This is a genomic window from Ferrovibrio sp., from assembly GCF_964218355.1.
GTDB lineage: Bacteria > Pseudomonadota > Alphaproteobacteria > Ferrovibrionales > Ferrovibrionaceae > Ferrovibrio.
This window is the reverse complement of record NZ_CAXPMC010000016.1, coordinates 56912-76299: the sequence shown is the minus strand read 5'-3', so window position 1 is coordinate 76299 and position 19388 is coordinate 56912. Positions and strand designations below refer to the sequence as shown.

Genomic DNA, 19388 nt, shown 5'->3' with positions numbered 1-19388 from the left:
CGGTCTGCCAGCTTGCCGGACCGGAATTCGGGGCTAACTCCCCGCAAAACAGACACCGATTCCCGTCCTGCCCTGAGGAAACCGCCATGAACGCCCAGAGCCCTGCCGCCCGCGCCGCCTTCCAGTGGGATGATCCGTTCAACCTCGATGCCGAGCTGACCGAGGACGAGCGCCTGATCCGCGACACCGCCCGCGACTACTGCCAGAACAAGCTGCTGCCGCGGGTGAAGGAGGCTTTCCGCGAGGAGAAGACCGATCCGTCGATCTTCCGCGAAATGGGCGAGCTTGGCCTGCTCGGGCCCACGATCGAGGGCTATGGCTGTGCCGGCACGTCCTATGTCGCCTATGGCCTGATCGCCCGCGAGGTGGAGGGCGTCGATTCAGGCTACCGCTCGATGATGAGCGTGCAGTCCAGCCTGGTGATGTACCCGATCTATGCCTATGGCACCGAGGCGCAGCGCGAGAAATACCTGCCCAAGCTGGCCTCGGGCGAATGGATCGGCTGCTTCGGCCTGACCGAGCCCGACCACGGTTCCGATCCGGGCGGCATGAAGACCCGCGCCAGGAAGGTGCCCGGTGGTTACGAGATGACCGGCGCCAAGATGTGGATCTCCAATTCGCCGATCGCCGATGTCTTCGTCGTCTGGGCGAAGACCGAGGATGGCGTGATCCGCGGTTTCGTGCTGGAAAAGGGCATGAAGGGCCTCAGCGCGCCGAAGATCCAGGGCAAGCTCAGTCTGCGCGCCTCGATCACCGGCGAGATCGTCATGGACGGCGTGTTCGTGCCGGAAGAGAACCTGCTGCCGAACGTGCAGGGCCTGAAGGGCCCGTTCGGCTGCCTGAACAGCGCCCGCTTTGGCATCGCCTGGGGCGCCATGGGTGCCGCCGAGGCCTGCTGGCACCAGGCGCGCCAGTATGTGCTGGAGCGCAAGCAGTTCGGCCGGCCGCTGGCCGCCAACCAGATCATCCAGCTGAAACTGGCCAACATGCAGACCGAGATCGCGCTGGGCCTGAACGCTGCCCTGCGGGTCGGCCGCCTGCGCGACCAGGACCAGGCCGCGCCGGAGATGATCTCGCTGATCAAGCGCAACAACTGCGGCAAGGCGCTGGAGATCGCCCGCATGGCCCGCGACATGCACGGCGGCAACGGCATCCACGAGGATTATCACGTGATGCGCCACCTGGTGAATCTGGAGACGGTGAACACCTACGAGGGCACCCATGACGTGCATGCGCTGATCCTCGGCCGCGCCCAGACCGGCATCCAGGCCTTCTACTGATCCTGTCCCGCAGCCACTGACGGAGGGCGGCATGCGCGCGCTCGACGACATCGTCGTGCTCGATCTCAGCCGGGTGCTGGCCGGGCCCTGGTGCACCCAGAACCTGGCCGATCTTGGCGCCACCGTGATCAAGATCGAGAAGCCGGGCGAGGGCGACGACACGCGCCGGTGGGGTCCGATCTACCTGAAGGACCCGGAAACCGGCGCGCGGGCCGATTCTGCCTATTATCTGGCCGCCAACCGCGGCAAGCGCTCGGTCACCATCGACATGGCCACAGAAGACGGGCAGAAGATCCTGCGCGACCTTGCCGCCCAGGCCGATATCGTGGTCGAGAATTACAAGCTCGGCGGCCTGAAGAAATACGGCCTCGACTACGACAGCCTGGCGCAGGTCAATCCGCGGCTGATCTACTGCTCGATCACCGGCTTCGGCCAGACCGGGCCCTATGCGCCGCGGGCCGGCTACGACTTCATCATCCAGGGCATGGGCGGGCTGATGAGCGTGACCGGCGAGCGCGACGGCCTGCCCGGCGGTGGCCCGCAGAAGGCCGGCGTGGCGCTGGCCGACGTGATGACCGGCCTGTATTCCACCATCGCCATCCTCGGCGCCCTGCACCAGCGCGACCGCACCGGGCAGGGCCAGTATATCGACATGGCGCTGCTGGACGTGCAGGTGGCGGCGCTGGCCAACCAGGCGACCTATTACCTGGTCGGCAACGAGGTGCCGGTGCGCATGGGCAACGGCCATGCCGCCATTGTGCCCTACCAGAGCTTTCCGACATCAGACGGCCATGTGATCATCGCGGTGGGCAATGACGGCCAGTTCGGCAAGCTGGCCGACGAGCTCGGCCATCCGGAGTGGAAGACCGATCCGCGCTTTGCCACCAATATCGAGCGCCTGCAGCATCGCGCCGAAATCGTCGCCGCCATCGAGGCCGAGACGCGCCGACGCACCATGGACGACCTGATCGCGGCGCTGGAAAAGCGCGCCGTGCCCTGCGGCCCGATCAACACGGTCGACCGCGTGTTTGCCGATCCGCATGTGCAGGCCCGCGGCCTGCAGCAGACGGTGCCGCACAGCCAGCAGGGCACGCTGCCCAGCGTGGCCAGCCCGCTGCGGCTGTCGGCCTCACCGGTCAGCTATGACCGCGGCCCGCCCCTGCTGGGCGAGCATACCGGCGAGGTGCTGCGCGAGCGGCTCGGCCTCGACGAGGCGGCGCTGGCCGCCCTGCGCAGCAGGGGCGTGATCTAGGCTGGCGTGATCTTGGCCGGCATGATCTCAGTCAGGCCATGATCGCCGGCCGCGCCGGCCGCACGTTGCGCACCGGCCGCTGCGGCAGCCGCGGGCGGCGGCCGTAATTGCGGTTCACGCCGCTGGTCACCGAAACCAGCCGGTTGATCGGCCGCGCCTCGCTCTCGGCCTGCGGCCGCGAGAAGAACAGCTCGGCATGGAACAGGCCGTCGGCCTCCTTGCCGGCGGCGCTGAGGCCGCGAGCCGACAGCGCTTCCAGCGTGCCGCGCATTTCCTCTTCGTCGCGGAAGCGGCGCTGCACGAAGGTGGCGCCTTCGAATTTCTGCGTCACCAGGCCGTGGCGCTTCAGCACCTGGGCGATGTCGCCGTAATCGAACATGCGCAGCACGAAGGAGGCGACCCAGGGCGCTTCGCGGCCGGCGGCGATGCACAGATCGGCCAGCCGCCGGAAGCTGCGGCTGGTGACATAGCCGACGCAGCCGGTCGACACGATCAGGTCTATGCCCGACAGCAGGGCGGCAGCCTCGGCGCCGGGGTCTTCGCTCTCCAGGTCGGCGACGATGCCGGCATCGAGGATGCCGCAGCTTTCCGCATAGCGCACGGCCGGGCCGGACACGTCGAGGCCGATCACGCGGATATCGGGCCGCTGCGGCCAGGCGGCATAATAATGGCGGTCGAGCCGCAGCATGTCGTCCGGGCCGGCCTGCTGCTGGGCCATCAGGTCGTAGCGCTCGATCAGCTGGTCGTAGCCCAGCGCATATTTCATCAGCGCGGCATTGACGCCGTAGGAGCAGCCGAGATCGAGCACGGTCACCGTCGCGTCTTCGCCGGCGGCCAGCCTGGCCTGGCGGCGGGCGGCGATCAGCTGCTCGAAGACCGGCCGGGCCAGATGCGGGATGCCGTAGCCCAGCGCGCCCAGCGTGCGGAAATAGGCGCGCGGATCCGGCTGCACGTAGATGGCGGAAAAATCGGCCTTGGCCTGGTTGATGGCGGAATAATCCCCGTCGATGGCGGCGGCGGCAGTGGCGGCGGGGGCCGGGCCGGCCGCAGCCGGGGCTGCAGCAGCCGGGGCGGCGGGCGTGGCGGGCGGCGTGGCAGACATGGTCGTCTCCTCGTTGTCTCGGCCGCGGCCGCCAGGGCTGGCGGTGCGGACCGGTTTCTGGGGCGGCGGAAAAACGCTGCCGGATGGCCGGCCGGGAAGCGGCAGGCCTGCGCGGGATATGACTTGTCGAGTACCCGCCGAGGATACCCCCATACGGGTGGCCGGTGCAAAGACTACCCGGCCCGTTTCCGGCCGATGGCCGCCCTATGTTCCCGCAAGTCTCTGGAATTTCACGAAATTGTCGCCGGGCCGGACCGAGGCGGGGCGCGGACGGAGCCAGTTGCGGCCAGTTGCGGTTCGTCCCGGTTCGCGACGGTTCGGCGCGGTTCGTTTCGGCTCCGGGCGGTTCGTGGCGGTTCGGCACGGTTCGCGTCGGTTCATATCGGTTCGGCACGGTTCGTGGCGGTTCGTTCCGGTTCCGGGACGCCCGGTTTACATACACATGCATGCAGCCCGGCATCAGGCTCTCCCGGCGTCAGACCCTGGCGTCAGACGGTGTGGTGCAGGTCTTCACGATGTCCGGCAGCGGGAAGAGTTCAGTGCAAACATATAGGGAACATTCCGGCCGCGACAAGGGCGTCCGGATGTGGCCGGACCCGGGGCGGGCGGTGTCGCGATGTCAGGGAAAACCTGGAGCGGGTGAGGGGAATCGAACCCCCGTCGTAAGCTTGGGAAGCTTCTGCTCTGCCATTGAGCTACACCCGCTTAAGCCGCCGCGACGATAGCCAAGCCGCCGCCGATTATCAACGGGTCCGGTTTCCGGCCGGCCCGGCTTTTCAGCGGCTTCTGCCGTCCCGCGCCCCCCTCGGCGCTGCCCGTCCTTCAGCCTTCGCCGCCTTCAGCCTTCGCCGCCTTCAGCCATCCGCGCCTTCCGCGGCCGCCGCCATCTCGCGGGCGGCGTCGATGCCGAAGACCCGGGCGAGGCCCAGCTGGCCGGCCGGGGTCAGGGTCACGGCGCGGCTGTCCGGCCGGCGCAGCAGCCAGCCCTGCTCGAAGCAGCGCCCGGCAATGGCGGCGCCCAGCCCTCCGGCCAGATGCGGCACCCGTTCGCTCCAGTCCAGGCAGGGCCGGGCGAAGCCGCGTTTCTGCCGCGCCACGGCCGCCACGTCGATTTCCAGTTTCGCCAGCAGCAGGCGGCCGGCGGCGCTGACCGTGTAATCGCCGTCCCCGCCGTGGCGGTGGCCACCATCGCCGTCGTCATGCAGGGCCGGCAGCAGGCAGCCCTCGCGCAGCAGGCGGTCGTGGATCTGCACGCCGAGCCGGCCGGCCAGATGGTCGTAGCAGGTGCGGCCGGCCCGCAGGGCGCCGGTCAGCGCGCGGTTATGCCGGTGGCGCGGCAGCGGCTTTTCGCCGGCCAGCGCCATCAGGCTCTCGATGGTGCAGGCCACCAGGCTGCCGGCCAGCCGGTAATAGCGGTGGCGGCCCTGGGCCAGCACGCTCAGCAGTTCGGCCGCCACCAGCTTGCCCAGATGGCCGCTGGCGGTGGGCGCCGTCACCCCGGCAATGGCGGCCAGCTCCTTGGCCGTGCGGGCGCGGCCATCCATCAGGGCACGCAGGATATTCGCCCGCGCCGGATCGCCCAGCAGGGCGGCCACGGCGGCGAAATGCGGTTCGGTGCTGCCCGTCATTCGCCAGTGCCTGTCATTCGCTGGTGCCTGTCATGGCTCTGACTCTGGCCCGCCGGCGGCGGCGGCGCAATGCGGGATGCTTCGGTCGCGGCCGAAGCATCGGCACGGGGTCCGGTGGATGGTTCGGCCGGCCCCGAACCATGGCCGGCCGGCCCGGCGCTATACCGGGGCCGTGACCGAATCCGACCTGCATGAGGACCCCGCCATGACAGCTGCAGCCAGAACCACCGCCAGAACCGGCACCAGAACCACCGCCAGAATCAGTGCCAGAACCACCGCCAGAATCAGCTCCCGCCCGGTCCATCCGTTCCGCCTGCTGGCCGACGGGTTTCTGTGGCTGGTCACCCTGCAGACGCGGGCACGGATGCGGGCGGCACTGGCGGAACTCGATGACCGCCAGCTCGCCGATGCGGGGCTCAGCCGCGCCGAGCTGATGGCCGGGCTGGCGCGGCCGTTCTGGCGCCGGTAGCGGGGCCCGGCTTCCCACCGCGCGTCGCGGGCCGCCCCATGGCCACCCCGTGGCCGCGAGGGGGTCGTCACGGGGCCGTCACGGGGCAGGCGTATGAAGGAAAGCCCCAGACAAAAACAAACGGTGTCTCGCCATGTCTTCGCCCACGATCATGATCACCCGGACTCCGTCCGGCGCCCTGCTGTCGCCGCGCAGCCTTGCCGCACGGCTGCGGCAGGCCGTTGCCGCCTTCGCTGCCGATCTGCTGGCGGCGCAGCGACTGGGCCGCGAACGCGACCAGCTGGCCGAACTCAGCGATGCGGCCCTGAAGGATGTCGGTCTGACCCGCGCCGATGTCTGGGCCGAACGGCGCAAGCCGCTCTGGCGGCGCTGACCGGCGGCGCTGAACGGCACTAGATCGGGAACACCAGGCAGGTGGTGGTGCCGGTGGCATAGAGCTTGCCGGCCGAATCGAAGATGCGGCCTTCGGCGGTGCCGACCCGGCTGCCGACCTGGATCGCCCTGCCCTCGGCATAGACGGCGCCGATCCTGTCGGTGATCGCGCGCACCAGGCTGACCTTGTATTCCAGCGTCGTGTAGCCCTGGCCCTGCGGCAGCAGCGACTGCACCGCGCAGGACATGGCGCTGTCCAGCATGGTGCCGGAAAAACCGCCATGCACGCTGCCGATCGGGTTGTAATGCTGCGGTCCGGGCCGGGAGCCGAACACCACCCGGCCGGGCTCGGCCTCGTGGATCCACATATTCATGATCTGGGCGATCGGCGCCCCGGGCAGCCTGCCCGCCATGATGCCGCGGAACAGCTCGATGCCCGGCATGCTGCGCAGGGTTTCCACCGGCACCACGGCATAATCGCCGCCTTCGGGCGGCCGGGCGTCGAAGGGATAGCGGGCGGCATGGCCGGCCGTGTCGGCCGGGGCGGTTTCTCGGGGGGCGGCGGACATCGGCAACTCTCCTGGGCGGCACGGGTCGGGTCAACGGAGCACGGAACTGGTGGGGTGGCAGTCTGGGGAGACCGGCCGGAAGGCAGGCCGGCGGCGCCGGATGGCGATCTTGCCCCGCCGGCCTCTATCGTGTATATACACGATATGGAGCCAGCCCCGCAACCCCGTCCTGCCGCCGGCGCGATCCGCCCGGCAGACCCGGTCATCCTGCCGCCGCCGGCCCCCGATGGCCGCGAGGATTGTGTCTGCTTCCTGCTGCGCTCGGCCGCCCGCCGGGCCAGCGCGCTGTATTCCCGTCATCTGGCGCAGATCGGCCTCGGCCTGCCGCAGCACAGCCTGGTCGGCATGGCCGCCGCCTTCGAGAAGCGCAACGGCCGGCCGGCCAGCATCACCGAACTGGCGCGGGCGCTGGATCTCGACCGCACCACGCTGACCCGCAACCTCAGGCCGATGGTCGCGGCCGGCCTCGTCACCCTGGAACCGGCCGGCCGGGCCAAAGCGGTGCGGGCGACCCGCGAGGGCCGCCAGGCCTACCGCGCCGGCATCGCCCTGTGGCGCCAGGCGCAGGACGAGATGCTGGGGGCTTTGGGTGCGGCCTATCCGGGGCTGGCGGCCGGGCTGGCGGCGGCGATTGCCGGCATGCCGGCCCCTGCCGATCTGCCGGCCGATCCCGCCGTCGCCGGCGAGGACTGAGCGCCAATAATTCTTCCTTGTTCCCTAATGCTTTGGTCGAAGGGATCGGCGGGGCACCTTGTTCCCGCGGCAGGTGCGGGGCATCATTGCCGCGAGACATGCCGCGGCCCGACAGGCCGCGCGGCAGGAAACGCCACCCGTCTGCCATCGGTGATCAGCCACCGGTGCCGGCGGGCCGACAGAGAAAATGCGGGAAGGAGAGCCGATCATGGCCGAGAACGAACTGTTTCCGGTATCGGGCGACTGGGCGAAGCGCGCCTGGGTGGATGCTGCGAAATACAAGGCCATGTACGACCAGTCGGTGCAGGACCCGGAAGGCTTCTGGGCCGAGCATGGCAAGCGCGTCGACTGGATCACGCCGTTCACCAAGGTGAAGGACGTCTCCTATGACAAGAAGGACCTGCATATCCGCTGGTTCTACGATGGCGTGCTGAACGTCTCGGCCAACTGCATCGACCGCCATCTGCCCAAGCGTGCGAACCAGACTGCCATCATCTGGGAAGGCGACGACCCGGCGAAGTCGGAGAACATCACGTACCAGAAGCTGCATGACGAAGTCTGCCGCATGGCCAACGTGATGAAGGCGAAGGGCGTCAGGAAGGGCGACCGCGTCACCATCTACCTGCCGATGATCCCGGCGGCGGCCTATGCGATGCTGGCCTGCGCCCGCATCGGCGCGGTGCATTCCATCGTCTTCGGCGGCTTCTCGCCCGACAGCCTCGCCAACCGCATCCAGGATTGCGACAGCCAGTTCGTCATCACCGCCGACGAGGGCCTGCGCGGCGGCCGCCCGGTGCCGCTGAAGGCCAATACCGATGCGGCGCTGAAATCCTGCCCCGGCGTAAAGACCGTGCTGGTGGTGAAGCATACCGGCGGCAAGATCGACATGGCCGCCGGCCGCGACGTCTGGCTGCATGAGGAAGCGGCGAAGGTGCCGGCCACCTGTGCCGTCGAGCCGATGAATGCGGAAGACCCGCTGTTCATCCTCTATACCTCGGGCTCGACCGGCAAGCCCAAGGGCGTGCTGCATACCACCGCCGGCTATCTCGTCTTCGCCGCAATGACCCACCAGTATGTCTTCGACTACCACGATGGCGACATCTACTGGTGCACGGCGGATGTCGGCTGGGTCACCGGCCACAGCTATATCGTCTATGGCCCGCTGGCCAACGGCGCCACCACGCTGATGTTCGAGGGCGTGCCGAACTATCCGGATGCCTCGCGTTTCTGGCAGGTGATCGACAAGCACAAGGTCAACATCTTCTATACCGCGCCCACCGCGATCCGCGCCCTGATGCGCGAGGGCGAGGCGCCGGTGAAGAAGACCAGCCGCGCCAGCCTGCGGCTGCTCGGCTCGGTCGGCGAGCCGATCAACCCGGAAGCCTGGCTGTGGTATCACCGCGTGGTCGGCGATGGCCGCTGCCCGATCGTCGATACCTGGTGGCAGACCGAGACCGGCGGCATTCTCATCACGCCGCTGCCGGGCGCCATCGGCCAGAAGCCGGGCTCGGCCACTTTGCCCTTCTTCGGCGTGCAGCCGCTGATCGTCGATGGCGAGGGCAACCCGCTGGACGGCGCCACTGAGGGCAACCTGTGCATCGCCGACAGCTGGCCGGGCCAGATGCGCACCGTCTATGGCGACCACCAGCGCTTCATCGACACGTATTTCTCCACCTTCCCCGGCCGGTATTTCACCGGCGACGGCTGCCGCCGCGATGCCGATGGCTATTACTGGATCACCGGCCGCGTCGACGACGTGATCAACGTGTCCGGCCACCGCATGGGCACGGCCGAGGTGGAAAGCGCGCTGGTCGCCCATGCCAAGGTGGCCGAGGCCGCCGTGGTCGGCTATCCGCACAACATCAAGGGCCAGGGCATCTATGCCTACGTGACGCTGAAGGCCGGCGTCACCGCCACCGAGGAACTGCGCAAGGAGCTGGTGGCCCATGTGCGCCAGCAGATCGGCCCGATCGCCTCGCCCGACCTGATCCAGTGGGCGCCGGGCCTGCCGAAGACCCGCTCGGGCAAGATCATGCGCCGCATCCTGCGCAAGATCGCGGAGAATGAATTCTCCAGCCTGGGCGATACCAGCACGCTGGCCGACCCGACGGTGGTTGACGATCTGGTCAACAACCGGATGAACAAGGGCTGACGGTTCAGGCTGGCGCCGGCCTGAGCCGCGCCGCCAGCCGCCCGACCTCGGCGGCCACCGCCATGGTTTCCTGCAGCCGCTGTTCCAGGCTGCCGGCGGCGCCGTCTGCCGGCACCGGTGCATCGGTCGCTTCCGGCTCCAGCTGGCCCAGCAGCCGCTCGCGGTTCTGCAGCACCAGGCTTTCCAGCGTTTCCGGTGCATAATCGCCGCCGCGCATGCGCAGCAGCACCTGCAGCGAGGCAAGATACGAGGCCAGCCGGTAATTGGCGGTCAGGAACTGGCGCAGCAGGGCCAGGTCATGCTGCCGCCCCGGCTCGTCAGGCAGGCGGCGCAGCATGCCGGCAAAATCGCTGATCGCGTCGAAAACCTGCTTGCGGGTTAGCCGATAGGCCTGCTCGACCGGATTGCGGCGCAGGGCCTGGCGGATATAGGCGCGGTCGGCCTGCAGCAGGGCGGCGATGCGCCCGGGCAGGCCCTGCCGCTCCCAGACCGGCAGCAGGAAGCTGAAAGCCGCAGCAATGCCGGCGCCGAGCGCCGTATCCAGCAGGCGGGCCAGCAGCAGCGCCTCCTCGTGCGGGTTGATGAAATGCATCAGCAGCAGGGCCATCACGCAGGCCGCGGTCGATGTCACCCGGTACCGCACCGGCGCATAGGCATGCGAAAAGCCGATGGTGACGAAGGTCAGCACCAGCAGGGCCGGGTCGGGCAGCACATGCAGCGCGAAGGCGGCCAGCACGCAGCCGACCAGGTTGCCGATCAGGCGGTCCTTCTGGCGCTGCCGCGTGGCGCTGTAGCTGGCCCGCATGATCACCGCCACGGTCAGCAGGATCCAGCTCGAATGCGGCAGCCACGGCTCCAGCAGTTTCGACAGCAGGAAAGCCACCGCCATCGCGGCGGTCAGCCGCAGGGCATAGCGCAGGATCGGCGACCGCCAGCGCAGCTGCCGCCGCAGCGCGGCCAGCCGCCAGGGTTTCGGCGGCAGGAAGGCATCGAGGTCGATTCCGTCGAGCCGCGCCTGCGCCGCCGCCGGCTCGCGCATCACCCGCTGCAGCATCACCAGCTGGTCGATGCCGTGGCGGATCGTCTCGATGCGCGCCTGCACGGCCGCAATGGCTTCCTGCTGTGCCGCGTCGCCGGCCGGCGTGTCGATCTGCAGCCGGTCGGCTAGCCCGGCGATCTCGGCAAAGCGGCCCTGCAGCCGGACAAAGGGCGGCGCCTCATGGCCGCTGCCGATCTCCAGCGCCAGGCGGTCGAGCAGGCCGGCGCATTCGACGATGCCGTCGCGGATCGCGGTCATGATGGTGGCCTTGCCCAGCCGCTCGCGCAGCAGCCAGTAATCGGTCTGGCTGGACAGGAAGGTCTCGAAGGCATCGAGTGCGGCACCGAGCGCCGCCGCCATCTGCCGGTCATGATCGCCGTTGATGCGGCGGAACAGCAGGTTGCGGGCAGCCTGCACACGCTCCATCAGCAGCACCTGCCGCTCGATCAGGGTGGCGAAGGTTTCGTCGATGCCGGCCTCGATGTCATACAGCCGGGCTTTCAGGCGCGCGTAATCGGCAAAGGCATGCAGCGATTCCGCCAGGGCCAGCTGTTTGTGGCGGGCCTCCAGCAGCCAGCCGGCCAGCATGCCATACAGCGCGTAAGCAGCCCCGCCGGCGGTGAAATACAGCGCATGCTCGATGGCGGCGCGACCGTCGCGCAGCGGCGTGCCCAGCACGAAGATCAGCGACAGGATCAGCGCCATGCTGAGTGGCATGGCCGGCCGGCCATAGACCGTGATCATGGCGCCCAGGAAGCTGACGGCCACCACCAGCAGGCCGACCAGCCAGGGCAGGTCGCCGCCGAGACCCGCCGCCAGGGTGATCAGGCCGCCCAGGCCGCAGGCAATCAGGAAACCCGCCGGCTTGTGTTCCAGGGCATCCGGGATATCGACGATGCTGGTGCAGGCGGCGCCGGTCGCCATCGCGGCGGCCACCGGGGCGCCGCCCGCGATGCCGGCTCCCGCCGCCACAATGGCGACGCCGATGGCCGCCGTCAGGCCGCTGACGATCTGCTGCGAGGGCAGGGACAGGCTGGTGAAGCTGAGACGCATGCAACCCCTTGCGAGACCGCAGTCTAGCCAGCCGCGGATGGCCTAGGCGAGGATTTTGTAGAAGAAGGCGCAATCGGCCAGCCGGCTGCCATCTGCCGTCATGGCATAGCCGGGCACGCAGCCGAAGCGGACATAGCCGAGCGCCGGATAGAATCCGTCGGCGATGCTGCCGCCTTCGGTATCGAGGGTCAGCAGCCGGCGGTTCCGCTGCCGCGCCTCCTGTTCAACAGCCTGCATCAGCAGGCGGGCGAGGCCCTGCCGCCGGGCGCGGCGATGCACCAGCAGTTTCTTCACATCGGCCCGATGCGTCTGGTTGGGCGGGGTGTCGAGGCCGAGCAGCACGGTGCCGGCAATGCGGCCGGCTTCATCCTGCGCCGCCAGCATGACGGTGCCGCCGGCCGCCATGCTGTCGATCACCCGCAGCCAGAAATCCCGGGCCTCGTCGCGGCCGAAGGGTTTGACGAAATTGACGCTGGCGCCGCCATCGACGCTGTCCCACAGCAGCTCGGCAAGGTCGTCGAGCGCGGTCCGGGCGGCGGCGGCATCCAGCCGGGCAATCCGGGTCATGGCGTCAGCATCTTCTGCAGGAAGACCAGGTCCAGCCAGCGGTCGAATTTCCAGCCGCATTGCCGGATCAGGCCGGCGCGTTCGAAGCCGAGGCTTTCATGCAGGCGCAGGCTGGCTGCATTGTCGGCGGTGATGCCGGCCACCATGGTGTGCAGGCCGCGCCCGGCGGCCCGTTCGACCAGGGCGCCCAGCAGGCGCCGGCCGATGCCCTGGCCGCGCCGTTCGGGTGCGATGTAGATGGCATTCTCCACCGTATGCAGATAGGCCGGCCAGGGCCGGAAGGACCCGAAGCTGGCATAGCCGGCCACGATACCGTCGCATACGGCCACCAGCACCGGCAGGTCCTGCCCGGCCTTGGCCTGCAGCCAGGCGACCTGGGCGGCGGCGTCGCGCGGCGCATAGTCGAACACCGCCGTGGTATTGACCACGGCATCGTTGTAGATGGCGCGGATCGCCTCGGCATCGGCCGGGCCGGCATCGCGCAGCAGGATCGGGTCGGTCATGGCCCAGATGATAGCCGGCCGGCCGCCGGCTGTGCTAGCAACAGGGCATGACCTGGCTCGACACGCTGAAAAGCGGCCCCGACGGCCGCCGCCTGCCGCAGGATGGCCGTTCGCCCTTCCAGCAGGATGCCGACCGCATCGTCTTTTCCTCGGCCTTCCGCCGCATGCAGGACAAGACCCAGGTGCACCCGCAGCCGCAGAGCGACTATGTCCGCACCCGCCTGACCCATTCCATGGAGGTGGCCTCGGTCGGCCGTTCGCTGGGTGGCCAGGTGGCGCGGCTGCTGTTCCGCAGCGGCTATGCCCCGGAAGGCCGGCATCGCGACCTGGCTGCCGATCTCGGCGACATCGTGGCGGCGGCCTGCCTGGCCCACGATATCGGCAACCCGCCCTTCGGCCATACCGGCGAGCAGGCGATGCAGACCTGGTTCGACGCCCATCGCGAGGCGGCCTTCGCCGGCGACCTGGATGCCGCCCAGCAGGCCGATTTCCTGCTGTTCGAAGGCAATGCCCAGGGATTCCGCATCCTCACCCGGCTGCAGATGGACCGCAACCAGGGCGGCATGCGGCTGATGGATGCCACGCTGGGGGCCTTCACCAAGTATCCCTGCGATGCGCAGCACAGGCAGGGGCGGGATGCCGTCTATATCGGCCGCAAGAAGCATGGCTACAAGCAGAGCGAGGCGGCGCTGTTCGAGGCGATGACCCTGCGGCTCGGCCTGCCGCTGCTGGATGCGGAGCTGCCCGGGGCCTGGCGGCGGCATCCTCTGGCCTACCTGGTCGAGGCGGCCGACGACATCTGCTATCGCGTGGTCGATGTCGAGGACGGGGTCAAGCTCGGCCGCATCGGCTTCAGCGAGGCCGAGGAGCTGTTTCTTGCCATCATCGGCACCGGCATGAGCGACCGCTACCGCGCCCGCAGCAACGACGAGAAGCTGTCGACCCTGCGGTCGCTGTCGATCGGCGCGCTGATCGATGCCGCCTGCCGCGCCTTCGTCGATCCGGCAAACGGCTTCCTCGATGCCGCGCAGCCGAAGGCCTTGCTCGACCTGACGCCCCATGACGCTGCGGCACGGCAGCTGAAGACGCTGGCGATGGGCCGGGTCTATCTGTGGGAGCGCACGGTTACCGAGGAACTGAAAGGCATCACGGTGCTGCACCGCCTGCTCGACCTGTTCGTGGCGGCGATGAATGCCGGCCCGCGGCATGTGACGGCCCAGCGGCTGCTGTCGCTGATTCCGCATTACGATGCGGCCGCCCCGCGTTACCAGCGGCTGCTGGCGGTGACCGACTACATTTCCGGCATGACCGACCGGTATGCCAAGGAGACCGCCGAGCGCCTGCGCGAGGTCGCCCTGCCGGCCTAGGCCCAGCTGCGGCCGGTCAGGACCAGCTTCGCGCGGATGCCGGGCCGACTTTCCTTGACGATCGGAATCTCGAAACGCAGCCCGCGGCCGGCCGCATCCTCGAAGGGAAAACCGGGCGCCTCCCGGCTTACGCCGTTCGCGGCCTCGCTGTCGAAGCCGTAAAGGGCACTCCACCTGCGATCCTGCCAGGGGCCGAAGACCTCGAAATTGATCTTGTCGCGGAAGATGTACCCGCCGGCATAATGGTCATCCAGCCACAATGCCCGGTCGACCTCGTATTCGGGCACCAGAACGCCGAAATCCAGCGCAAAGCCGATGCTGTCGCGGCCGGGCAGGCGCAGGCCGCTGTTCATGAACAGGGTGAACAGCACCGGTTTGTCATGGCCCTGGCGGGGCTCGTCTTCCGGATCGGCCCGGTCCGGGAACAGTTCCCCGTATTTCCGGAACACCGTGGAATGTTCGGTGGCGACGCGGCGCGACAGGTCCCACAGGCTGCGGCGGATCTGCGCCACGGCCTCGAAATGGTAGGAGGCGCGCACCCGCCGCTTCTCCTTGTCCTTGATCTGCTGCAGTCTGGGCGGCAGCGTGATGTCGTCCACCTCGATATGGGCATCCACCCGCACGTCGCCAAACAGGAAGCGCACCAGGTTCTGGTAGCCTTCCTCGGAATTGACGATGCCGTAATGGCCGGAATGGCTGCGATGGACATAGGCACGCGGTCCCGGCCGCAGCGGGCCATCCGGCTGGCCGGGCGGCGGGCCGACGATGCTGGCATTGTCGATGCGGACGAGGCCGTCGCTCATCTCGCCGGCCAGCGCCTTCGACAGGCCCATTGCCGCGGTGTAGTCGCGGGCATTGGTGCCGACCAGGGAAAAGAAGCGGTCCGGATCGAATTTGCCGCCCAGGCTGGAGGCCGGATCCCCATCGCGCAGCTGCAGGTATTTCCGCATCCTGCTGCGGTTGAAATTGTCGATCCAGTCCCGGCTGAGAAAGCTCGGAACATTGCCGATCAGGGCGGCATCGATGCCGTTATGCGGCGTGGCGTAGGTGAACACCTTGTCGACGGCCTGCTTGCTTTCGCGGCTGCCGACCGTGTCGTTCTGCAGCAGGCAGCGCACGATCAGCCCGCCCATGGAATGGGCCACCAGATAGACCCGGAAGGCGGCGCGCCTGGCGGCATCGTTGCCGCAGCGCAGGTCGCGGACCCTGAGGATCAGGTCATGCAGGCCGCGGGCGAAATGCTCGATCGGCGAACCCTGGCTGCCATCGCCGAAGGCTTCCGAGACGGTGTCGTAATAGCGGTAGATGAAGACCGGACGGTCCGGCAGCCGGCCGTGGCGGTCCCAGTTCTCGCCGTCAAGATAGGTGTCGCTGTAATGATGCTCCTTCATCAGCCGGATCAGCGGGGATTCGAAATAGTGGCGGTCCAGCCTGCCGGTCCAGCGCAGCCGCACCTTGGTCGATCCGAGATTGAAGCCCATGAACGGGTCGGCGACGGTGTCTTCCACCTCGCCGCCGGACATCGCGAAGCCGCGCACATAGATGATCGGATGATACGGATGCGTCATGGTCGCCCCCAGTCCACGCCGTCCTGTCTGCCGGCAGGCTAGACGACTTGCGGTTGCCGGCGAAGGGAATTACGCGGAGATGGCGAAAACGGCATGCGGATGAATATTCCGATATGCGGCAGTATGGCGCAGCCCTGCAGCCGCACGATCACGGATCTGTCACGGTGCCGGGTCTTGGCAGGCGCGGCTGCCGCGCCCAGATCATCAGGGCCCTGTCCGCGACGGAGACCGCCCATGCATCACCTGGCCCTTCTGACAGCCTCGGCCCTGCTGGCGGTGCCGGCACTGGCGCAGATTCCCGAAACCGCAAAAACCGAGGCCGGCCCGATCCGGGTGGTGACCGTGGCGCGCGGTCTGGAGAATCCCTGGGGCCTTGCCTTCCTGCCCGATGGCCGCCTGCTGGTCAGCGAGCGGCCGGGCCGGCTGCGCCTTGTCGCCACGGATGGCCGGCTGTCGCCGCCGCTGGGCAATGTGCCGGCGGTCTACCATCGCGGCCAGGGCGGCCTGCTGGACGTTGCCGTCGATCCGGATTTCGCCCGCAACCGCCGCATCTATTTCACCTATGCCGAACCCGGCGATGGCAATGCCGGCACCGCGCTGGCCACGGCGCGGCTGGGCGAGCGGCAGCTCGACGAGGTGGCGGTGCTGTTCCGCCAGCAGCCGAAGACCGGCGGCGGGCTGCATTTCGGCAGCCGCGTGGTGGTCGGCTCCGACGGCATGCTGTGGCTCGGTCTCGGCGAACGCTACCGGCGCGACGCGGCGCAGGATCTCGGCAACCATCTCGGCAAGGTGATCCGCATCGCCCGCGACGGCAGCGTGCCGGCCGACAATCCCTTCGTCGGCCGCACGGATGCGCGGCCGGAAATCTGGTCCTGGGGCCATCGCAACATCCAGGGCATGACGCTGCATCCGCAGACCGGCAGGGTCTGGCTGCACGAACACGGCGCGCAGGGCGGCGACGAGATCAATATTCCAGACCGGGGCCGCAATTACGGCTGGCCGGTGATCACCCACGGGATCGACTATTCCGGGGCGAAGATCGGCATCGGCAGTGCGGCGCCGGGCATGGAACAGCCCCTGCTGCACTGGACGCCGTCGATCGCGCCGGCCGGCATGGCCTTCTATACCGGCGACCGGGTGCCCGCCTGGAAAGGCAACCTGTTTGTCGGTTCGCTGAAATTCGGCAGTCTGCACCGGGTGGTGCTGGACGGGAGCCGCGTGGTGGCGCAGGAGCAGATGCTGACCGAGATCGGCGAGAATATCCGCGACGTGCGCGACGGGCCGGATGGCTACCTGTATCTCGCCACCGACAATCCGGACGGGCGCATCCTGCGGCTGGAGCCGGCCGCAGACTGAAGAGCGACCTCAGCCCAGTTCGCCGGTCTTTTCGTTGTAGTTGTTGATCACCCGGTGCAGCACGTCGAGCATGTTGCGCTGGATCGGGTCCTGGCCGTTCAGGATCAGGGTCAGCGCAACGCGGGTGATCGCCAGCTTGGATGCGACATTGTCCAGCGAGATGCCGCGCTGCCGGCAGGCATCGTTGACCATTTCGAACGAGCCGCGGTCGAGGAAGACGCGGCCCCATTCGTCGCGGCCGTTGAGCCGGATCGGCTTGATCTCCGCCTTCTTGCCGCGCTCGGCCTTTTCGGCCCGCCTTGCCGGCTGTGCCTGGGGGCTGCCGATGCTCGGCCGGGCGATGCCGGTGCGCTGCGGCGGACGCCAGTCCGGATCGCGCTCGAAAACCTCGAGCTGCGGGGCCTGGGCCATCAGGTGTTCCAGCATCTTGCGCATATGGCCGAGCAGGTCGCCGGCGGTGCCATCGGCCTCGGGTCCGTCGACCAGCAGGCTGTTCAGTTCCTCGAGGCGTTTCAGCCGCGAGGCGAAGAATTCCCGGGCGCCGTAGGGCAGGGCGGTGCGGGCCTCGATCAGGTTTTCGAGATAGCTCTGCTTGATGTCGATCTCGATCTTGAGGATTTTCGCACGCACCTGCATGACATAGCGGCGCAGTTCGTCGCGCCGGCCGGTCCGCAGCACCGACAGCCGCCCCTCGGCCGTCTCGGCGGCCTGGTGGAAATCGTCCACCATGGTGGAGAATTTGCGGAAACCGGCCACCGAATTGCGCTTCTCGTCGCCGGTTTCGGTGAACTGGAATATCTCGAACGCACGCTGCTCGATGCGCGTGACCAGTTCGTTGGCTTCCTTGTTATGGGCCTGATTGTCAGCGGTCATGATCGGCGGAGTGTTGTCCGGTCAAGGTTACGTTAACCTTAACACGCAGCCCGCCGGCGGGCGACAGCGGAAACTGTCGGCCCCGTCTCAATCAGCGCAGATTCTGCAGATTCTCGTGTTCGACTTTCTGCGTAACCCGCGCCAATGCACGCTCGAAGCGGTCAAACATCTCGTCAATTTCGCTTTCCTCGATAATCATCGGCGGGCAGAAGGCCATGGTGTCCCCGGCGATGGCCCGCTGGATCAGCCCTTCCTGCTCGGCGAAGGCCATGCAGGTGGCGCCGACGCCGGCGGCCGGGGCGAAGGGGCGGCGGGTCGCCTTGTCGGCGACCAGTTCCACCGCGCCGATCAGGCCGATGCCGCGGGCCTCGCCGACCAGCGGATGGTCCGCCAATTGGTTCAGCCGGGCCTGGAAGCGCGGCGCCACCCGGTTCACGTGGCCGAGGATGTCGCGCTCCTCGTAGAGTTCCAGCGCCCGCAGGGCGACCGCGGCCGCCACCGGATGGCCGCCATAGGTGAAGCCATGGCCAAAGGTGCCGATCCGGCCGGAATTGTCGCGGATCGTCTCGAAGACATGTTCGGGCACCAGCACCGCCGAGATCGGCAGATAGGCCCCGGACAGCTGCTTGGCGCAGCTGACGAAATCCGGCTGATAGTCCAGCGTCTGCGCGCCCCACCAGCGGCCGGTGCGGCCGAAACCGCAGATCACCTCGTCGGAGATGCTGAGGATGTCATGCTTCTTCAGCACGGCCTGCATGGCGGGATAATAGCCTTTCGGCGGAATGATGACGCCGCCGGCACCCATCACCGGCTCGGCGAAGAAGGCGGCGATGCTGTCGGCGCCCTGGGTCTCGATCAGGATTTCGAGGTTGCGGGCCAGCCGGCTGACGAAATCCGTCTCGCTCTCGCCCGGCTCGGCATAGCGGTAGTAATGCGGGCAGTCGACATGCTGGATGCCGGCGATCGGCAGGTCGAAATCGCGGTGATTGGCGGCCAGCCCGGTCAGGCTGGCGGTGGCGACGGTCACGCCATGATAGCCCTTCACCCGCGACAGGATGGTCTTCTTGTCCGCCTTGCCGCGGGCGTTGTTGTAATACCAGACCAGCTTGATCAGGGTGTCGTTGGCGCCCGAGCCGCCTTCGGCGAAGAAGACCTTGCCGACCGGCACCGGGCTCAGCTGTTTCAGCTTCTCGGCCAGTGCGATCACCGGCGCCGTCGTCTTGTGGCCGAAGCCGTGATAGAAGGGCAGCTTGCGCATCTGTTCGGCGGCGGCATCGACCAGCGCCGCCTCGCTGAAACCGAGGCCCGCGCACCACAGGCCGGCCATGCCCTCGATGTATTCCTTGCCCTGGTCGTCATAGACATAGATGCCCTTGCCGCGCTCGATCACCAGCGGCCCGGCGGTCTCGTGCTTCACCAGGTTGGTGTAGGGGTGCAGCACATGGGCAATGTCGCGGGCGGCGAGGGAATTCGGCAGGGCGGTCATGGCGCGGGCTCCGTGGAATCGTCAGTAGGCGGCTGAACCCGATCCTGTCAAAATCCCCG

The 19388-nt window shown here is 68.2% G+C and carries 17 protein-coding genes and 1 tRNA gene; 8 read left to right on the top strand and 10 right to left on the bottom strand.

Features of this window, described 5'->3' with window-relative positions:
- Window positions 1-86 precede the first annotated feature (86 nt).
- Together ACEQZY_RS09555 and ACEQZY_RS09550 are read left to right on the top strand one after the other, a co-directional pair.
- Window positions 87-1280, top strand: a complete 1194-nt coding sequence (locus ACEQZY_RS09555; RefSeq protein ID WP_341704221.1) for an acyl-CoA dehydrogenase — start codon at window positions 87-89, stop codon at window positions 1278-1280.
- A 31-nt stretch (window positions 1281-1311) separates the two neighbouring features.
- The gene (locus ACEQZY_RS09550; protein WP_370153846.1) at window positions 1312-2532 is read left to right on the top strand and encodes a CaiB/BaiF CoA transferase family protein; all 1221 of its coding nucleotides are present in this window, start codon (window positions 1312-1314) and stop codon (window positions 2530-2532) included.
- A 31-nt stretch (window positions 2533-2563) separates the two neighbouring features.
- Here ACEQZY_RS09550 and ACEQZY_RS09545 read toward each other — a convergent pair whose 3' ends face one another.
- The 3 genes from ACEQZY_RS09545 to ACEQZY_RS09535 all read right to left on the bottom strand — a co-directional run bounded on the left by ACEQZY_RS09545 (window position 2564) and on the right by ACEQZY_RS09535 (window position 5262).
- Window positions 2564-3634 (bottom strand): hypothetical protein, encoded by a 1071-nt coding sequence (locus ACEQZY_RS09545; RefSeq protein WP_370153844.1) that lies wholly within the window; start codon window positions 3632-3634, stop codon window positions 2564-2566.
- A gap of 631 nt (window positions 3635-4265) precedes the next feature.
- Window positions 4266-4339, bottom strand: a tRNA-Gly gene (locus ACEQZY_RS09540).
- Between the two features lie 149 nt (window positions 4340-4488).
- Window positions 4489-5262, bottom strand: coding sequence for a winged helix-turn-helix domain-containing protein (locus tag ACEQZY_RS09535; protein WP_341703810.1), 774 nt, complete (start codon window positions 5260-5262; stop codon window positions 4489-4491).
- A 118-nt stretch (window positions 5263-5380) separates the two neighbouring features.
- On the opposite strand from ACEQZY_RS09535, the gene ACEQZY_RS09530 reads away from it, so the two are divergent.
- Both ACEQZY_RS09530 and ACEQZY_RS09525 read left to right on the top strand, forming a co-directional pair.
- Entirely contained in the window at window positions 5381-5731 is a 351-nt protein-coding gene (locus ACEQZY_RS09530) for a DUF1127 domain-containing protein (protein WP_370153842.1), read from the top strand.
- Between the two features lie 133 nt (window positions 5732-5864).
- Entirely contained in the window at window positions 5865-6104 is a 240-nt protein-coding gene (locus ACEQZY_RS09525) for a DUF1127 domain-containing protein (protein WP_370153840.1), read from the top strand.
- Window positions 6105-6123: 19 nt separating this feature from the next.
- Here ACEQZY_RS09525 and ACEQZY_RS09520 read toward each other — a convergent pair whose 3' ends face one another.
- Window positions 6124-6672: a PaaI family thioesterase gene (locus ACEQZY_RS09520; RefSeq protein ID WP_341703813.1), complete on the bottom strand. Its 549-nt coding sequence runs from the start codon at window positions 6670-6672 to the stop codon at window positions 6124-6126.
- A gap of 144 nt (window positions 6673-6816) precedes the next feature.
- On the opposite strand from ACEQZY_RS09520, the gene ACEQZY_RS09515 reads away from it, so the two are divergent.
- Window positions 6817-7365: a MarR family winged helix-turn-helix transcriptional regulator gene (locus ACEQZY_RS09515; RefSeq protein ID WP_370153838.1), complete on the top strand. Its 549-nt coding sequence runs from the start codon at window positions 6817-6819 to the stop codon at window positions 7363-7365.
- 208 nt (window positions 7366-7573) lie between these two features.
- Window positions 7574-9517 (top strand): acetate--CoA ligase, encoded by a 1944-nt coding sequence (gene acs / locus ACEQZY_RS09510; RefSeq protein WP_341703815.1) that lies wholly within the window; start codon window positions 7574-7576, stop codon window positions 9515-9517.
- Between the two features lie 4 nt (window positions 9518-9521).
- Here acs and ACEQZY_RS09505 read toward each other — a convergent pair whose 3' ends face one another.
- The 3 genes from ACEQZY_RS09505 to ACEQZY_RS09495 are packed head-to-tail and all read right to left on the bottom strand — an operon-like array spanning window position 9522 to window position 12679.
- Complete coding sequence (locus ACEQZY_RS09505; RefSeq protein ID WP_370153836.1) at window positions 9522-11609, bottom strand: FUSC family membrane protein; 2088 nt, start codon at window positions 11607-11609, stop codon at window positions 9522-9524.
- A 42-nt stretch (window positions 11610-11651) separates the two neighbouring features.
- The gene (locus ACEQZY_RS09500; RefSeq protein ID WP_370153834.1) at window positions 11652-12176 is read right to left on the bottom strand and encodes a GNAT family N-acetyltransferase; all 525 of its coding nucleotides are present in this window, start codon (window positions 12174-12176) and stop codon (window positions 11652-11654) included.
- Window positions 12173-12679: an N-acetyltransferase family protein gene (locus ACEQZY_RS09495; RefSeq protein WP_370153832.1), complete on the bottom strand. Its 507-nt coding sequence runs from the start codon at window positions 12677-12679 to the stop codon at window positions 12173-12175. The genes ACEQZY_RS09500 and ACEQZY_RS09495 overlap by 4 nt, the downstream gene beginning before the upstream one ends.
- Window positions 12680-12726: 47 nt before the next feature.
- On the opposite strand from ACEQZY_RS09495, the gene dgt reads away from it, so the two are divergent.
- On the top strand, window positions 12727-14046 hold the full coding sequence (gene dgt / locus ACEQZY_RS09490) for a dGTP triphosphohydrolase (RefSeq protein ID WP_370153830.1): 1320 nt from the start codon (window positions 12727-12729) through the stop codon (window positions 14044-14046).
- On the opposite strand, the gene ACEQZY_RS09485 is transcribed toward dgt, so the two are convergent.
- Window positions 14043-15614 (bottom strand): esterase/lipase family protein, encoded by a 1572-nt coding sequence (locus ACEQZY_RS09485; protein ID WP_370153828.1) that lies wholly within the window; start codon window positions 15612-15614, stop codon window positions 14043-14045. The genes dgt and ACEQZY_RS09485 overlap by 4 nt on opposite strands.
- A gap of 234 nt (window positions 15615-15848) precedes the next feature.
- Between ACEQZY_RS09485 and ACEQZY_RS09480 the strand changes: the two genes are divergently transcribed.
- Window positions 15849-16970: a PQQ-dependent sugar dehydrogenase gene (locus ACEQZY_RS09480; protein WP_370153826.1), complete on the top strand. Its 1122-nt coding sequence runs from the start codon at window positions 15849-15851 to the stop codon at window positions 16968-16970.
- A 9-nt stretch (window positions 16971-16979) separates the two neighbouring features.
- Here the strand turns inward: ACEQZY_RS09480 and ACEQZY_RS09475 are convergent, their stop codons facing one another.
- Together ACEQZY_RS09475 and ACEQZY_RS09470 are read right to left on the bottom strand one after the other, a co-directional pair.
- Entirely contained in the window at window positions 16980-17843 is an 864-nt protein-coding gene (locus ACEQZY_RS09475; RefSeq protein WP_341703822.1) for a hypothetical protein, read from the bottom strand.
- Between the two features lie 91 nt (window positions 17844-17934).
- Window positions 17935-19329: an aspartate aminotransferase family protein gene (locus tag ACEQZY_RS09470; RefSeq protein ID WP_370153824.1), complete on the bottom strand. Its 1395-nt coding sequence runs from the start codon at window positions 19327-19329 to the stop codon at window positions 17935-17937.
- Window positions 19330-19388 lie beyond the last annotated feature (59 nt).

Bases quoted from the DNA above. Each gene is read 5' to 3' on its own strand.
- ACEQZY_RS09550 (WP_370153846.1), top strand. From the start codon at position 1,312: ATGCGCGCGCTCGACGACATCGTCGTGCTCGATCTCAGCCGGGTGCTG.
- ACEQZY_RS09505 (WP_370153836.1), bottom strand. From the start codon at position 11,609: ATGCGTCTCAGCTTCACCAGCCTGTCCCTGCCCTCGCAGCAGATCGTC.
- ACEQZY_RS09535 (WP_341703810.1), bottom strand. From the start codon at position 5,262: ATGACGGGCAGCACCGAACCGCATTTCGCCGCCGTGGCCGCCCTGCTG.
- dgt (WP_370153830.1), top strand. From the start codon at position 12,727: ATGACCTGGCTCGACACGCTGAAAAGCGGCCCCGACGGCCGCCGCCTG.
- ACEQZY_RS09515 (WP_370153838.1), top strand. From the start codon at position 6,817: ATGGAGCCAGCCCCGCAACCCCGTCCTGCCGCCGGCGCGATCCGCCCG.
- acs (WP_341703815.1), top strand. From the start codon at position 7,574: ATGGCCGAGAACGAACTGTTTCCGGTATCGGGCGACTGGGCGAAGCGC.
- ACEQZY_RS09495 (WP_370153832.1), bottom strand. From the start codon at position 12,679: ATGACCGACCCGATCCTGCTGCGCGATGCCGGCCCGGCCGATGCCGAG.
- ACEQZY_RS09530 (WP_370153842.1), top strand. From the start codon at position 5,381: ATGGTTCGGCCGGCCCCGAACCATGGCCGGCCGGCCCGGCGCTATACC.
- ACEQZY_RS09525 (WP_370153840.1), top strand. From the start codon at position 5,865: ATGTCTTCGCCCACGATCATGATCACCCGGACTCCGTCCGGCGCCCTG.
- ACEQZY_RS09485 (WP_370153828.1), bottom strand. From the start codon at position 15,614: ATGACGCATCCGTATCATCCGATCATCTATGTGCGCGGCTTCGCGATG.
- ACEQZY_RS09480 (WP_370153826.1), top strand. From the start codon at position 15,849: ATGCATCACCTGGCCCTTCTGACAGCCTCGGCCCTGCTGGCGGTGCCG.
- ACEQZY_RS09475 (WP_341703822.1), bottom strand. From the start codon at position 17,843: ATGACCGCTGACAATCAGGCCCATAACAAGGAAGCCAACGAACTGGTC.
- ACEQZY_RS09545 (WP_370153844.1), bottom strand. From the start codon at position 3,634: ATGTCTGCCACGCCGCCCGCCACGCCCGCCGCCCCGGCTGCTGCAGCC.
- ACEQZY_RS09555 (WP_341704221.1), top strand. From the start codon at position 87: ATGAACGCCCAGAGCCCTGCCGCCCGCGCCGCCTTCCAGTGGGATGAT.
- ACEQZY_RS09520 (WP_341703813.1), bottom strand. From the start codon at position 6,672: ATGTCCGCCGCCCCCCGAGAAACCGCCCCGGCCGACACGGCCGGCCAT.
- ACEQZY_RS09500 (WP_370153834.1), bottom strand. From the start codon at position 12,176: ATGACCCGGATTGCCCGGCTGGATGCCGCCGCCGCCCGGACCGCGCTC.
- ACEQZY_RS09470 (WP_370153824.1), bottom strand. From the start codon at position 19,329: ATGACCGCCCTGCCGAATTCCCTCGCCGCCCGCGACATTGCCCATGTG.